Here is a 15,010-nt window from a genome sequence, read left to right as displayed (position 1 = left end):
AGGCCCGGTCCTCCCTGCCGCTGCGCCGGTGGGGCCCGTCAGCCCGGCTGGTGGGCGGCCTGCCGTTCGACGACCCAGACCGCGACCTGGGCGCGTGAGGTCGCGCCGAGCTTGGTCAGGATCCGTTCCGCGTGCGACTCGACGGTGCGCTGCCCGATGAGCAGCCTGGCGGCGATGTCCCGGTTCGACAAACCCTCGGCGATCAGCAGGGCCACGTCCCGCTCCCGGCGGGTCAGCGGTGCCCACCGCTGGTCGTCGCGCTTCGACGAGGGCTTTCGCCGCGCGGCCTGCCCCGAAATGCCTTCGTCGCCCAGCACCCTGTCGAGCGCCTGGTACGGGTCCAACCCCGCGACCGCGCCGAAGGCGGTGTCGAAAGCCGCTTTGCCGAGCGCGGCCCGGGTCTTCGCCTCGTTCTCCCGGTGCAGTTCGGCGAGCGGCTGGATTCCCATCAGAGGGACGCCGACCAACGGCCAGATGCGCTCGAGGGTCCCGAACAGCCGGGCCGCGTCCTTGTGGCGGCCGGTGCAGGTCAGCGACCAGGCGAGGAACTCCACCGCCATGCCGAGGCCGAACAGGTCGTGGAGGCCGCGCTTGGTGGCGATGCTCTCCCGCAGCGGCGGGATCGCCGCCCGGTGGTCGCCGCGGAGCCACAGGGCGAGCCCGAGCACCACGAGCCCCCACGAACGGGTCCAGTCCTCACCGTGTTCCCCGGTGATGCTGACGCATTCCTCGGCGTACGCGACGGCCTGGTCGACGTCGCCCTGCAGCGCCGCGACGAAGCCCTGCTGCATCAGCGCCATGACCGCGGGGCTGGCGACATGACCGAGGGCGCGGTGGCGGCGCCACGCCTCGGCGCACAACGACCGCGCGCTCGCGAGGTCACCTCTGCTCATCGCGCCCAGCCCGGCCACCTGCAGGGCATACGCCCCCATCTGCGGGTCGCCCAGCTGCTCGGCCAGCCTGCGGCACTGCTCGGCGCGGGTTTCGCCGGCGTCCGGTTCGCCCTGGTGGGAGGCCGCCCAGCTGTAGACCCACAGCACTGTGCCGTACGCGCTGGTCGGCTCGGGGTCCAACTGGAGCAGGCGGTCGATCCACTGCCGCCCTTCCGCGAGGACCCCGCACGGCATCCAGTAGCACCACAGCGATCCGGCAATACGCAGTCCGGCCTGGACGTTGGTCCGCTCGGAGAGGCAGAACTCGATGGCCGCCCGCAGGTTGGTGTGCTCGCTGCGCAGGCGGGCGACCCACTGCGCCTGGTCCGGGCCGAACCACTGCGCCGCGGCCCGTTCGGCCAAGCTCCGGTACCAGTCGCGGTGCCGCTGCCGCAGCCGCTGCTCTTCGCCGCAGGCGCGGAGCTTCTCCAGTCCGTACCGGCGAAGCGTGTCCAGGATGTGGTACCGCGCGCGTTGGCCGTGCGGCGGGTCGGACCGGGTCAGGATGGACTTCTCCACCAGCTCCGACACGAGGACGACGACGTCGTCGGGGGAGATGCCGTCGCCGGAGCAGACGCTCTCGGCGGCCTCGAGGTCAAAATCCCCGGCGAACACCGAGGTGCGGGCCCACAACCGCCGTTCGTCGGGTGAGCAGAGGTCGAAGCTCCAGTCGATGGTCTCCCGCAGGGTTTGGTGGCGGGGCAGTGCGGTGCTGTTTTCGCTGGTGAGCAGGCTGAAATGCTGCTCCAGGCCGGAGAGCAGCTGCTCGATCGGCATGGTCCGCAACTGCACGGCGGCGAGCTCGATGGCCAACGGGATCCCGTCCAGCCGCCGGCAGAGCCGCACCGCGGGCGGGATGGTGTCGGCGGTGAGGGAGAACCCGGGTGCCGCGGCCGAGGCTCGCTGGTCGAGCAGGTCGATCGCCTCGTATCGGGTGATCTCATCCGGCCGCAGCGTGTGGTCGGGGTCCGGCAGCGACAGCGACTGCACGGCCATCAGCTGTTCACCCGGGATCCGCAGCGACTCGCGGCTGGTGGCCAGCACCCGCAGTCCGGGCGCCGCGCCGAGCGACACCTGCACGAACTCCGCGCAGGCGCCGACCAGGTGCTCGCAGTTGTCCAGGACCAGCAGGATGTGCTTGTCGGCCAGGTAGCCCAGCAGCACGTCCAGGGTCGGCCGCGACGACCAGTCGCGGATTCCCAGCGTCGTGGCGGCGGCCTGCACCAGCAGGTCGGGATCTTCCAGCGCCGCCAGTTCGACCAGCCAGGCGCCGTCCCGGAACGCCGTGCGCACTTCGGCGGCGATGCGCAGCGCCAGCCGCGTCTTGCCCACGCCACCGGGACCGGTCAGGGTCAGCAGCCGAGTGCCCGACAACAGCTCCTCCGCCGAAGCGACCTCGCGGGTGCGGCCGACGAAGCTCGACGTGTCAGCGGGCAGGTTGCCTGGCGGCTTTGCGACCATGGCTCGACCAACCGATCATTCGAGCTGGGACTTTCCTGGTCAGGCTGATTGTTCCACCGCCCGGCGTCGGCGCAACCATGGGCACCGTCCGGGGCTTCCGCGAGGTCGCCGACCTGGATTGGCGACACTCTACAAATCTTGGTCATGAACGACTGTCTCGCTCCGCCTAACGCGACTCGTCGGCAACTGGCAGAGTTGGGGGCGAGTTCGGCGACGTTCCGCACGCGGGCCGTCGCCTTTTCGCGTTGTTGTCGGACTTGTGAGGCTTGTCGGTGTTCCGTCGTATCGCCATCGTGAACAGGGGAGAAGCCGCCATGCGGCTGATCCACGCCGTGCGGGAGATCAACGCCGAGGGGGCGGCGAGGATCCAGACCGTCGCACTCCACACCGACGTGGACAGCACGGCCACGTTCGTTCGCGAGGCGGACATCGGCTACTGCCTCGGCCCGGCGTCCGCGCGACCGTACCTGGATCTCGACGTGCTGGAACGCGCCCTGCGCGAAACGCGGGCCGACGCGGTGTGGGTCGGCTGGGGCTTCGTGGCCGAGGACCCGGCGTTCGCCGAACTCTGCGAGAAGCTGGGGGTGACCTTCGTCGGTCCGAGCCCCGAGGCCATGCGCAGGCTGGGGGACAAGATCGGCGCGAAGCTGCTCGCCGAGGAGGTCGGGGTGCCGGTGGCGGCCTGGAGCCGCGGCCCGGTCGAGGACCTCGACGGCGCGTTGCGGGCAGCCCAGGAGATCGGCTACCCCCTGATGCTCAAGGCGGCCGCGGGCGGTGGCGGTCGTGGCATCCGCGTGATCCACTCCGAGGTGGAGCTGAAGGAGGCCTACGACCGCACCCGCCTGGAAGCGGAGCGTGCCTTCGGCAGCGGCGTGGTGTTCCTCGAACGCCTGGTGACCGGCGCCCGGCACGTCGAGGTCCAGGTGATCGCCGACGGGCAGGGCACCGCGTGGGCGCTGGGCGTGCGGGACTGCTCGGTGCAGCGTCGCAACCAGAAGATCATCGAGGAGTCCGCCTCGCCGGTGCTGGGCGCCGAGCAGGTGCGCGAGCTCAAAGAAGCCGCCGAGCGGCTGGCGCTGGCCGTCGGTTATCGCGGGGCCGGGACCGTCGAGTTCCTGTACCAGCCAGCCGAGAAGCTGTTCGCGTTTCTCGAGGTCAACACCCGGCTGCAGGTCGAGCACCCGATCACCGAGGCCACGACCGGCATGGACCTGGTCAAGGCCCAGCTGCACGTGGCGGCGGGCGGCACGCTCGACGGCGACATCCCGCCCGAGATCGGGCACGCGGTGGAGGCGCGGCTCAACGCCGAGGACCCGGACCGCGACTTCGCGCCGGCGCCTGGCCGAATCACCCTGCTCGACCTCCCGTCCGGGCCCGGCATCCGCGTCGACACCGGGGTGAGCGAGGGCGACGAGATTCCCGCCGACTTCGACTCGATGATCGCCAAGATCATCGCCTACGGCCGCACCCGCGACGAGGCGCTTGGCCGCCTGCGCCGCGCGCTCGCCCAGACCACCGTGCTCATCGAAGGCGGCACCACCAACAAGAGCTTCCTGCTCGACCTGCTCAACGAGCCCGAGGTGATCGACGGCAGCGCGGACACCGGCTGGATCGACCGGGTGCGCGGCGAGGGCCGGCTGGTCTGCGACAGGGGCTCCGGGATCGCGCTGGCCGCGGCGGCGATCGCGGCCTACGAGGACGAGGAGCAGGTCGAGCTGCAGCGGCTGCTGTCCACCGCGCACGGCGGTCGCCCGCAGGTGCAGCACAAGGGTGGCCGCACGATCGACCTCAAGCTGCGCGGTGCCGGCTACCGCGTGATGGTGGCCCGGGTGGGCCAGCAGCGGTTCCGGGTCGGCTTCGTCAGCGGTGACGACGTGCGCCTGATCGACGCCGAACTCGAGCGGTTCGACGCCGGCACCGGCCAGATCGTGGTCAACGGGCAGCGGTTCCGCCTGGTCACCGGCACCCACGGGCCGATCCACCTGGTCGAGGTGGACGGCGTGACGCACCGGATCAGCCGCGACGAGGGCGGCGTGCTCCGTTCGCCGGCACCGGCCCTGGTGGTCGCCACGCCGCTGGAGGTCGGTGCCGAGGTCGATGCCGGTGCGCCGGTGCTCGTCCTGGAGAGCATGAAGATGGAGACGGTGCTGCGCGCACCGTTCCGCGCGAGGCTGCGGGAATGCCTGGTCTCGGTCGGAAGCCAGGTGGAGACCGGCGCCGCGCTGCTGCGCCTGGAACCGGTCGGTGAGGACGATGACGGGGCCGAGAGCACCGACGAGTCCACCGCGGACCTCGAGCTGCCGCCGGAGCCGGACGGAGTGTCGGCGCAGGACCGCGTGGCACGCGGCCTGCAGGAACTCCGCAGCCGCCTGCTCGGGTTCGACGTCGACCCGCACGACCAGGAGCGCTGCCTGGTCGACTACCTCGCCGCCCGCGCCGAACTGGGCGCCGCGGGACACCGGCCGCTCACCGGTGAGGTCGAGCTGCTGCAGATCTTCGCCGACCTGTCCGAGCTGAGCCGGAACAAACCCGCCGACGAGGACTCCGGCGCGGACACCCGGGTGCACAGCCCACGCGAGTTCTTCCACACCTACCTGCAGAGCCTCGACGTCGAGCGGGCCGGGCTTCCCGAGACCTTCCAAACCCGGCTCACCCGGGTCGTCGGGCACTACGGCGTCGACGGTCTGGACCGGACCCCGGCGCTGGAGGAGGCCGTCTTCCGCATCTTCCTGGCCCAGCAGCGCGCGGCTTCGGACGTGGCGCTGGTGACCGCGCTGCTTGAGCAGTGGCTGTCCGAGCCGGTGCCGCCCACCGCGCTGCGGGAGACCGTGGGACAGGTGCTGGAGCACCTGATCGTGGCGACCCAGGTGCGGTTCCCGGTGGTCGGCGATCTCGCCCGCAGCGTGGTGTTCCGCTGGTTCGCCCAGCCCGTGCTGCGGCGCACGCGCGCCGAGGTCTACGCCAACGTACGCAGGCACCTGCGCCACCTCGACGAGAACCCCGACGCGCCGGACCGGGCCGAGCGCATCGCCGCCATGGTGGCCAGCCCCGAGCCGCTGGTGCGATTGCTCGGCCAGCGGATCGGCCGCAACGGCGCGGACGACGGAGCGCTGCTGGAGGTGCTCAGCAGACGTTACTACCGGGACCGGGCGCTGACGGACGTTTGCTGCCGGAGGGCTTCCGGCCGCTCGCTCGTCACCGCCGACTTCACCCTGGACGGCCGGCGAACGCGGCTGGTCGCCACGGCCGCGGACTTCGCCGACCTCGCCGAGGCCGTCCAGGCGGTCGCCGGCGCGGCCGACAACTCGGCCGACGTCGTCGCCGACATCTACCTGGCCTGGAGCGACCAGCCGGCGGACCCCGACGCGACGGCCGCCGCGTTGCGCGATGCGCTGGCGCACCTGCCGCTGCCGCCGCAGGTGCGGCGCGTGACGACCACGGTGGCCGGCCGCCGCAGCACGGCGACGCACCACCACTTCACCTTCACACCCGCCGAGAGCGGGCTGATCGAGGAGCGCGTGCTGCGCGGTCTGCACCCGCTCGTCGCGGAGCGGCTGCAGCTGCAGCGGCTGGAGAACTTCGACCTGACCCGGCTCCCGTCGGCAGACGAGGACGTCCACCTGTTCCGGTGCGTCGCGCCGGAGAACCCCGCTGACGAACGTCTCGTCGCGATGGCGCAGGTCCGCGACCTGACGCCGCTGCGCGACTCCGACGGCCGGGTCATGGCGCTGCCGGCCGCCGAGGCGGTGCTCGACGCCTGCCTGGACGCGATCCGCCGGGTCCAGGCGCAGCGTCCGGTCAACAAACGGCTCGACACCAACCGGATCGTGCTCTACGTCTGGCCGTCGACCGAGCTGTCCGAGCAGGACCTCGACGCGGTGGCCGCGCGCGTGGCGCCGAGGACCGCGGGGGCCGGGCTGGAGGAGGTCCTGTTCCTCGGCCGCCAGCGGGACCGGTCCACGGGCGAGTTGCGCGACGTGGCGGTGCGGCTGGCCGACCAGAACGGCTCGGGCCTGCGTATCGAGATCACCGAACCGCCGACCGAGCCGATCCAGCCGCTGGACGACTACGGGCAGAAGGTGCTGCGCGCGCGGCGCCGCGACACCGTCTACCCGTACGAGCTGATCGACGTGGTGGCCGGGCCCGGCGGGACGTTCGTCGAGCACGACCTGGACGACACCGGCGCGCTGGTCCCGGTGGACCGGCCGAAGGGCCGCAACGAAGCGGCCATCGTGGTGGGCGTGGCCAGCACGCCGACCGAGCGCTGCCCCGAGGGCCTCACCCGCGTCGTGCTGCTGGGCGATCCCACCAAGGCCCTCGGCGCGCTCGCCGAACCGGAGTGCAGCCGGGTGATCGCGGCACTGGACCTCGCCGAACGCAAGGGCGTGCCGGTGGAGTGGTACGCGCTGTCGGCGGGCGCCCGCATCTCGATGGAGTCCGGCACCGAGAACATGGACTCGATAGCCGCGGCGCTGAAGCGGATCGTGCACTTCACCCAGGACGGTGGCGAGATCAATGTCGTGGTGGCCGGCATCAACGTGGGCGCCCAGCCGTACTGGAACGCCGAGGCGACGATGCTGATGCACACCAAGGGAGTCCTGGTGATGACACCGGATTCGGCGATGGTGCTGACCGGCAAGCAGTCCCTGGACTTCTCCGGTGGCGTCTCGGCGGAGGACAACTTCGGCATCGGTGGCTACGACCGCGTGATGGGCCCCAACGGCCAGGCCCAGTACTGGGCGCCCGATCTCGCCGGGGCCTGGCGGGTGCTCATGGCGCACTACGACCACACCTATGTCGTGCCCGGCGAATCGTCCCCGCGCCGGGCGCGGACCTCCGACCCGGTCGACCGGGACATCTCCGGCTACCCGCACGCGGTGGTCGGCAGCGACTTCACCACGGTCGGGGAGATCTTCTCGCCGGACAGCAACCCGGACCGCAAGAAGCCCTTCGACATCCGGACGGTGATGCGGGCCGTCGCCGACCAGGACCACCCGGTGCTGGAGCGCTGGGCGGGGATGGCCGACGCGGAGACGGCGGTGGTGCAGGACGTCCACCTCGGCGGCTGGCCGGTCTGCCTGCTCGGCATCGAGTCGCGGTCGGTGCCGCGCCGGGGCTTCCCGCCCACCGACGGTCCGGACACCTACACGTCCGGCACGCTGTTCCCGCGGTCGTCGAAGAAGGTGGCGCGGGCGATCAACGCGGCCAGCGGGAACCGCCCGCTCGTGGTGCTGGCCAACCTGTCGGGCTTCGACGGGTCGCCCGAGTCGATGCGCAAGCTGCAGCTGGAGTACGGCGCCGAGATCGGCCGGGCGGTGGTGAACTTCGAGGGCCCGATCGTCTTCTGCGTGATCTCCCGCTACCACGGTGGGGCTTTCGTGGTGTTCTCCAAGGCGCTCAACCCGAACATGACGGTGTTGGCGGTGGAGGGATCGTTCGCCTCGGTCATCGGCGGCGCTCCTGCGGCGGCCGTGGTCTTCGCCGGAGAGGTCAACGCCCGCACCGCGAAGGACCCGCGGGTGCGCGCACTGGAGGCCCGGTTGGCGGAGGTCGCCGACGTCGAGCGCGCCTCGGTTGCGACCGAGCTGGCGGAGGTGCGGTCCTCGGTTCGGGCGGAGAAGCTCGGCGAGGTGGCCGCGGAGTTCGACGCGGTGCACAGCGTCCAGCGCGCGGTGGAGGTCGGGTCCGTGGACGCGATCATCCAGCCCTCTCGGCTGCGTCCCGAGATCATCGCCGCCATCGAGCGGGGACTGGGCAACGACGGCTGATACCACAGCTCGCGGTTCGCGGGGTCCTTCCGCGAAAAAGGACCCCGCGAACCGCCTTGGTCGGCCGGAAGGCCCCGTTTGCCGAGGCGGTGGTCGGCGAATCATCGCGGAACGCATCCGCCAGACCCGGCCCGTTGGGATCATGGGGGCGACCGATCACCGCAACCGAGGGAACCGGAATGGCAGACGAGGAAGCGACGACGCACGAATTCGACCCCAGGACGTTCTTCGCGGCGTCCGACGTCGACGCCAACGGCGTGCTCGACCGCAACGAGATCACGGCACTGCTGCTGAGACTGTTGAACGAACTCGATCGACGAGGCGACGCGGCGGACGCCGTGCTGACTGCCAGCGAGATCGAGCAGACGGTGGAACACCTCATGCAGCAGCTCGACGAGGACGGGGACGGCCACATCACCTTCAGCGAGTTCGTCGACGGGATATCCCGATGGGGCCTGTCGACGTCCCGTCCCGTCCGCGAGGACTAGCGGCCCCGGACCGTCGCAGCGTGCGCGGTCACCGGGTGCGCGCGTCCGTGTCGGTGGTGGCCTCGTCCTGGTCGCCTTGGTCGAGGGTCGCGGCCCAGCTGGCGAGGAGGTTGAGCGCATCCTCCGACGCGGATCCGGGCTCGGCGGTGTAGGCGATCAACCGCAGGCCGGGGGCGGCGGCGAGCTCCAGCGCATCAAACGTCAGAGCAAGGTCGCCGACCACGGGGTGGTGGAAGTGCTTGAGCCCGGTTTGGTGCAGGCGGACGTTGTGCCTGGCCCAGCGGGTGCGGAACTCCTCGCTGCGGGTGCTGAGTTCTCCGATGAGGTCGGACAGGTCCTTGTCGTAGGGGTCGCGACCAGCCGACGTGCGCAGGATGGCCACGGTGGTGTTGGCCACCCAGTCCCAGTCACGATAGAACCTGGTCGACCGCGGGTTGAAGAATGTGAACCGGGCGAAGTTGGCCGGGCGCCCCGAGTCTTCGAACATCGGCGCGTACATCGCGTGGCCGAGCCGGTTGACCGCGAGCACGTCCAGGCGCCTGTTCTCCACGAACGCGGGCGTGCCCTCTGACCTGTTCTGAGCACCGGGGCGGGGAACCGGACCCGGGATGGGCGTTGCGGTGGGGTTTTCAGGACAGCGGCGCATCCAGGGCGGGCTTGGCGATCTGTCGTCGGGCCCGGCCGAACGCCCGGGGCTGGTTGAACGCGAGGACCCCCACGAGCCGGCCCCCGCGTTCGTAGTGCGCCAGGAAGCAGCGGTCCGCAACGTCGCCGTCCACGACGGTGACCTCGTCGCCGGGCTGGACGGTTCCGGCGAACTGGATCCGCACGCCGTACTGATCGGACCAGAAGTAGGGAACGTCGTCGTGGTGCTCGACGGTGCGCCCGGCCAACAGGTTCCGGATCGCGGCACGCGGTTGGCTGCTGGCCGCCGTCCAGTGCTCGGTGCGCACGGAACGGCCGAGATCCGGTCGGTGCACCCGTGCGACATCACCGACCGCCACGACGTTGGGCAACTCGGTGACCCCGCCCGCGTCGCAACCGACACCGTCCGCGAGGGTGAGTCCCGAGTCCGCCAGCCACCCGGTGTTCGGGCTGACGCCGATGCCGACCACCACAACGTCGGCGGGCAACTCCTCCCCGCTGGTGAGGCGGACGCCGGTCACGCGGTCGGAGCCCGACCGGATCTGCTCGACACCGGTGCCGAGCCGGACCCGCACCCCGTGATCGCCATGCAGTTCCACACAGGCCGCGGCCATGCGCAGCCCCAACGCGTGCACCAGCGGCAGCTCAGCAGCCTCCACCAAGGTCACGTCGAGGCCGAGAGCGGCGCACGACGAGGCCACCTCGGCGCCGATGAAACCGGCTCCGACGACCACGACGCGGCGATCGCCGGCCAGTTCGTCGCGCAGCCGGGCGGCGTCCTCCAGTGTGCGCAGGGCGTGCACCCCGGCGATGCCCTCGGTCCCGGGGAGGGTCCGGGGAGCGGCGCCGGTGGCGATGACGACGCCGTCGGCGCCGATCCGCTCGCCGCTGAGCAGTTCGATCGAGGCGTCGGAGCACCGGAGGCGCACCGCGGGGTCGCCGGTCCGCCACTCGGCTGCGAGCTCGTCGATGTCGGACTGGTCGGCGAGCGCCAGGGCGTCCTGGTCGATCTTGCCGAGCAGGAAGTCCTTCGACAGCGGAGGCCGGTCGTAGGGGAGGTGCACCTCGTCCCCGACCATCACCAGGCGGCCTTCGAACCCCTGCGCGCGCAGCTGCTGCGCCGCCGAGTACCCGGCGAGGGAGGTGCCGACCACCGCGATCGTCCTCACGCGACGCCCTCCTGTTCCCACGCGTACTCCGGCTGGCGGTCCTGCCCGGCCACATGCACGTACACGACACCGTCCTCGACCGTCACCGGGTGGGTGCGCACCGGTCGCTTGGCGGGCAGGCAGGTCGGCATGCCGGTGCGCAGGTCGAAGGACGCCGCGTGCAGCGGGCACTCGACGAAGCAGCCTTCCAGGAACCCGTCGGACAGCGAGGCGTCCTGGTGCGTGCAGGTGTCGTCGATCGCGTAGAACTCGCCGTCGGCGTTGAACACGGCGATGGGCGCGTCGGCGATGAACCGGATCGACTCCCCAGGGGGCAGCTCCTCGACACGGCAGACGGCGATCATGGGCGATTCCCTTCCCGAGTTGTTGCGCATAGGAGAACATGGGCCGTGATGCGCAACAGGATCGCTGACGTACGGATGGTCGTCAAGGGTGTGAGCGGGGCGTCTTCGAGACGTTTTTCCTGGGCGACACACGGGAATCGACGCGGTTCCGGGTGAGGGTTCGGGCTACCAGGTGGTAACCCCGAGCGTGTCGCCGAAACCCCTTGACAGTGGCCGGGCCCGGCCTCATCGTGTTGTCTCGCATCAGGCAACGAGGTGTGCATTACGCAACCCACCTGTTCGCGGCTCTGGTCCGCTCACCCCCGATACCCCCGCGCTCGTGCGAAGAGGAGCTGCCCGTGCACCACGAGGTCCGAGGCGTCGTTTCACGCAAGGCAGGCGCACCCGTGGAGGTGCTCGACATCCTGGTCCCGGACCCCGGTCCCGGGGAGGCGCTGGTCGCCGTGCAGGCCTGCGGGGTCTGCCACACCGACCTGCACTACCGGGAAGGCGGCATCGGCGACGAGTTCCCGTACCTGCTCGGGCACGAGGCCGCCGGCGTCGTCGAGGCGGTCGGCCCCGGCGTCACCGACGTCGAGCCCGGGGACTTCGTGGTGCTCAACTGGCGGGCGGTGTGCGGCCGGTGCCGGTCCTGCCGCCGGGGCCGCCCCCAGTACTGCTTCGACACCCGCAACGCCGAGCAACCGATGACCCTGACCGACGGCACGCCGCTGTCCCCAGCCCTGGGCATCGGCGCGTTCGCGGAGAAGACGCTGGTCGCCGCGGGGCAGTGCACCAAGGTGGATCCCGAGTCCGACCCGGCGGTGGTCGGGCTGCTCGGCTGCGGGGTGATGGCCGGGATCGGGGCTGCGGTCAACACCGCGCCGGTGCAGCGCGGCGACACCGTCGCGGTGATCGGCTGCGGCGGGGTGGGCAGCGCCGCGATCGCCGGCGCGGACCTGGCCGGTGCCCGGCGGGTGATCGCCGTCGACGTCGACCCGCGCAAGCTCGAGTGGGCCGAGAGGTTCGGGGCGACCGACCTCGTCAACGCTCGGCACGCCGACCCGGTCGAGGCGATCCGGGCGCTCACCGACGGCGTGGGCGCCGACGTCGTGATCGACGCGGTCGGCCGGCCGGAGACGTTCCGGCAGGCGTTCTACGCCCGCGACCTGGCCGGAACCGCGGTGCTGGTGGGGGTGCCGACCCCGGACATGGAGCTGAACCTGCCGCTGATCGACGTGTTCTCCCGCGGCGGCGCGGTCAAATCCTCCTGGTACGGCGACTGCCTGCCCAGCCGCGACTTCCCGGTGCTGGTCGAACTGCACCAGCAGGGTCGCATCGACCTCGACGCCTTCGTCACCGAGCGGATCGCGCTGGACGACGTCGAGGCCGCCTTCGACCGCATGCACCGCGGCGAGGTGCTGCGCTCGGTGGTGGTGCTCTGATGGGCGCGCCGGTGGAGCAGGTGGTGACCTCGGGGGTGTTCGCGCTGAACCCGGCCACGACCGTGCACACCGGCCCCAGCGCGGAGTCCGCGCACCTGGACGAGTGGCTCGCCCGAGGCCGCTGATGCCGGAGAGGACGAAAGGACAACGCTGGTGACTTCTTCCGCTGGCCCACGGGTGGTCATCATCGGCGCCGGCATCGTCGGCTGCGCGCTGGCCGACGAGCTCACCGAGCGTGGGTGGACGAACGTGACCGTCGTCGAACAGGGCCCGCTGTTCGCGACCGGCGGCTCCACCTCGCACGCGCCGGGGCTGGTGTTCTGCACCAACCCGTCGAAGTCCCTGACCGAGTTCGCCGACTACACCGTGCGCAAGTACCGCGAGCTGCGGCTCGACGGCGCGCCCTGCTTCCTGCCGATCGGCGGCCTGGAGCTGGCCACCACGACCGCGCGGTGGGACGACCTCAAGCGCAAGCACGGACTGGCGCAGTCCTGGGGCGTGCGGTCCGAACTGCTCGACCCGCAGGAATGCGCGCGGCTGTGGCCGCTGGTCGACCGGGACAGGGTCGTCGGCGGTTTCCACACGCCCGACGACGGTCTGGCCAAGGCGCTGCGGGCGTGCGAGGCGCAGGCGCGGCGCGCCATCGAGCGGGGAGCTGTGTTCCTCGCGCACCACGAGGTCGTCGACATCGAACAGCGCGGCGGCCGGGTCAGCGCCGTGGTCACCTCCCGCGGCGCGTTGCCCGCTGACGTCGTCGTGTCGGCGGCCGGGCTGTGGGGCCCCAAGATCGGCCGGATGGCGGGCGTGCACGTGCCGCTGCTGCCGATGGCGCACCAGTACGCCAAGACCAGCCACGTGGTGGGCACCTCGGGGCTGCCCGATGACGGTGCGCAGCGGCCGATCCTGCGACACCAGGACGCCGACCTGTACTTCCGCGAGCACGGCGACCGCCTCGGCATCGGCTCCTACGCGCACCGGCCCATGCCCGTCGACCTCGACGAGGTGCTGTCCCCGGACGCCGCCCCGGTGATGCCCTCGATGCTGGAGTTCACCCCGGTCGACTTCGATCCGGCGTGGCGGGACGCGGTGGCGCTGCTGCCCGCCCTGGCCGACGCCGAGGTCGAGGAGGGCTTCAACGGCATCATGTCGTTCACCCCGGACGGCATGCCGCTGGTCGGTGAATCTCGCGAGGTGGCCGGTTTCTGGCTGGCCGAGGCGGTGTGGGTGACGCACTCCGCCGGGGTGGCGCGAGCCGTCGCGGAGCTGCTCGTCGAGGGGCGGTCCACGGTGGACGTGCACGAGTGCGACGTGCACCGCTTCGAGGACGTGCAGCTCGACCCGGACTACGTGCGCGAGCGCTCGACGCGGGCCTTCGTCGAGGTCTACGACGTCGTGCACCCGCTACAGCCCGCCGAGCAGCCGCGACCGCTGCGGGTCAGTCCGTTCTACCCGCGGCAGCGGGAACTCGGCGCCTTCTTCCTGGAAGCCGGTGGGTGGGAGCGACCGCACTGGTACGAGGCGAACGCCGAGCACACCGCGGATCTGCACCTCCCACAGCGCGGCGAATGGGCGTCCCGATACTGGTCACCGATCGCGGCCGCCGAGGCCCTGGCGACCCGCGAGCGGGTGGCGCTGTACGACATGACGCCGTTGAAGCGACTGGAGATCAGCGGGCCCGGCGCGTTGGAGTTCCTGCAGCGGATGACCACCAACCAGATGGCGGTCAGGCCCGGCACGGTGCGCTACACGCTGCTGCTCGACGAAGCGGGTGGTGTACGCAGCGACCTGACGGTGGCGCGGCTGGACCACGACCGCTTCCAGGTTGGGGTCAACGGCAACCTCGACCTGGACTGGTTCCTGCGGCACGCCCCCCGGGAGGTGTCGGTCCGCGACATCACCGCCGGAACCTGCTGCGTCGGCGTGTGGGGCCCGCGCGCCCGCGACCTCGTCCAGCCGCTGACCCGCGACGACTTCTCGCACCGCGGTTTCGGCTACTTCAAGGCGAAGCGGGCGAGGATCGCCGGGGTCGCGGTGACCGCGATGCGGGTGTCCTACGTGGGCGAGCTCGGCTGGGAGATCTACGCCGACGCCGACGTCGGGCTGCGGCTGTGGGACGCCCTGTGGACCGCGGGGCAGGAGTTCGGGGTGGTCGCCGGTGGCCGCAGCGCGTTCAACAGCCTCCGTCTCGAGAAAGGCTACCGCGCCTGGGGGACCGACATGACCCCCGAGCACAACCCCTACGAGGCGGGGCTGGGGTTCGCCGTCCGGCTGGACAAGGGCGACTTCGTCGGCCGGTCCGCACTGGTGGAACTCGCCGACCAGCCGCCGCGGCGCAGACTCGTCCCGTTGCTGATGGACCGGCCGGAGCACGTGGTGATGGGCAAGGAACCCGTGCGCGTCAACGATGCCGCGGTCGGTTACGTCACCAGCGCCGCCTACGGCTACACCATCGGCCACTCGATCGCCTACGCCTGGCTGCCCAGCCGCTACGCGGAGCCGGGCACCCCCGTGCACGTCGAGTACTTCGGCGAGCAGCTCCCCGCGACCGTCGCGGCCGAGCCGCTGTTCGACCCGCGGATGGAGCGAATCCGTTGTTGAAGCGGACGGGTTACCAACCGTCCCCGTTCCCGAACCACCCGAACCTACCGAAGCGAGGTTGCTATGACGACGACCGGTCCGACGGAGAGCCTGCTGACGACGCTGCCGGGCCAGTACTACACGGATCCGGCGATTTTCTCCCTGGAGCAGTCCCGGATTTTTGAGGAGCTGTGGTTCTGTG

At 71.3% G+C, this 15,010-nt stretch carries 9 protein-coding genes; 5 read left to right on the top strand and 4 right to left on the bottom strand.

Annotated elements, in window-relative coordinates:
- Positions 1-38 precede the first annotated feature (38 nt).
- On the bottom strand, positions 39-2,393 hold the full coding sequence (locus IEY17_RS21660) for an ATP-binding protein (RefSeq protein ID WP_188990672.1): 2,355 nt from the start codon (positions 2,391-2,393) through the stop codon (positions 39-41).
- Between the two features lie 272 nt (positions 2,394-2,665).
- Here IEY17_RS21660 and IEY17_RS21655 point away from each other — a divergent pair, with 272 nt between their 5' ends.
- Positions 2,666-8,161 (top strand): ATP-binding protein, encoded by a 5,496-nt coding sequence (locus IEY17_RS21655; protein WP_188990670.1) that lies wholly within the window; start codon positions 2,666-2,668, stop codon positions 8,159-8,161.
- 179 nt (positions 8,162-8,340) lie between these two features.
- The gene (locus tag IEY17_RS21650; RefSeq protein WP_188990668.1) at positions 8,341-8,649 is read left to right on the top strand and encodes an EF-hand domain-containing protein; all 309 of its coding nucleotides are present in this window, start codon (positions 8,341-8,343) and stop codon (positions 8,647-8,649) included.
- 28 nt (positions 8,650-8,677) lie between these two features.
- On the opposite strand, the gene IEY17_RS21645 is transcribed toward IEY17_RS21650, so the two are convergent.
- Genes IEY17_RS21645 through IEY17_RS21635 form a run of 3 tightly spaced genes read right to left on the bottom strand, consistent with a single transcriptional unit; the run spans position 8,678 to position 10,807 of the window.
- The gene (locus tag IEY17_RS21645) at positions 8,678-9,295 is read right to left on the bottom strand and encodes an MmyB family transcriptional regulator (RefSeq protein ID WP_188990666.1); all 618 of its coding nucleotides are present in this window, start codon (positions 9,293-9,295) and stop codon (positions 8,678-8,680) included.
- Positions 9,279-10,463: an NAD(P)/FAD-dependent oxidoreductase gene (locus IEY17_RS21640; protein WP_188990664.1), complete on the bottom strand. Its 1,185-nt coding sequence runs from the start codon at positions 10,461-10,463 to the stop codon at positions 9,279-9,281. Before IEY17_RS21640 ends, IEY17_RS21645 begins: the two co-directional genes overlap by 17 nt.
- A complete protein-coding gene (locus IEY17_RS21635) occupies positions 10,460-10,807 on the bottom strand; it encodes a bifunctional 3-phenylpropionate/cinnamic acid dioxygenase ferredoxin subunit (protein WP_188990662.1) in 348 nt (115 codons plus the stop codon). The genes IEY17_RS21640 and IEY17_RS21635 overlap by 4 nt, the downstream gene beginning before the upstream one ends.
- 338 nt (positions 10,808-11,145) lie before the next feature.
- On the opposite strand from IEY17_RS21635, the gene IEY17_RS21630 reads away from it, so the two are divergent.
- Genes IEY17_RS21630 through IEY17_RS21625 form a run of 3 tightly spaced genes read left to right on the top strand, consistent with a single transcriptional unit; the run spans position 11,146 to position 14,829 of the window.
- On the top strand, positions 11,146-12,231 hold the full coding sequence (locus IEY17_RS21630) for an S-(hydroxymethyl)mycothiol dehydrogenase (protein WP_188990660.1): 1,086 nt from the start codon (positions 11,146-11,148) through the stop codon (positions 12,229-12,231).
- A complete protein-coding gene (locus IEY17_RS25875; RefSeq protein ID WP_268240380.1) occupies positions 12,231-12,356 on the top strand; it encodes a hypothetical protein in 126 nt (41 codons plus the stop codon). The genes IEY17_RS21630 and IEY17_RS25875 overlap by 1 nt, the downstream gene beginning before the upstream one ends.
- A gap of 28 nt (positions 12,357-12,384) precedes the next feature.
- Complete coding sequence (locus IEY17_RS21625; RefSeq protein WP_229680402.1) at positions 12,385-14,829, top strand: GcvT family protein; 2,445 nt, start codon at positions 12,385-12,387, stop codon at positions 14,827-14,829.
- Positions 14,830-15,010: the final 181 nt, after the last annotated feature.

It is taken from the genome of Saccharopolyspora thermophila, from assembly GCF_014646075.1.
Classification (GTDB): Bacteria; Actinomycetota; Actinomycetes; order Mycobacteriales; family Pseudonocardiaceae; genus Saccharopolyspora; species Saccharopolyspora thermophila.
The sequence above is the reverse complement of the archived record's forward strand: the minus strand, read 5'-3'. Positions and strand labels throughout refer to the sequence as shown.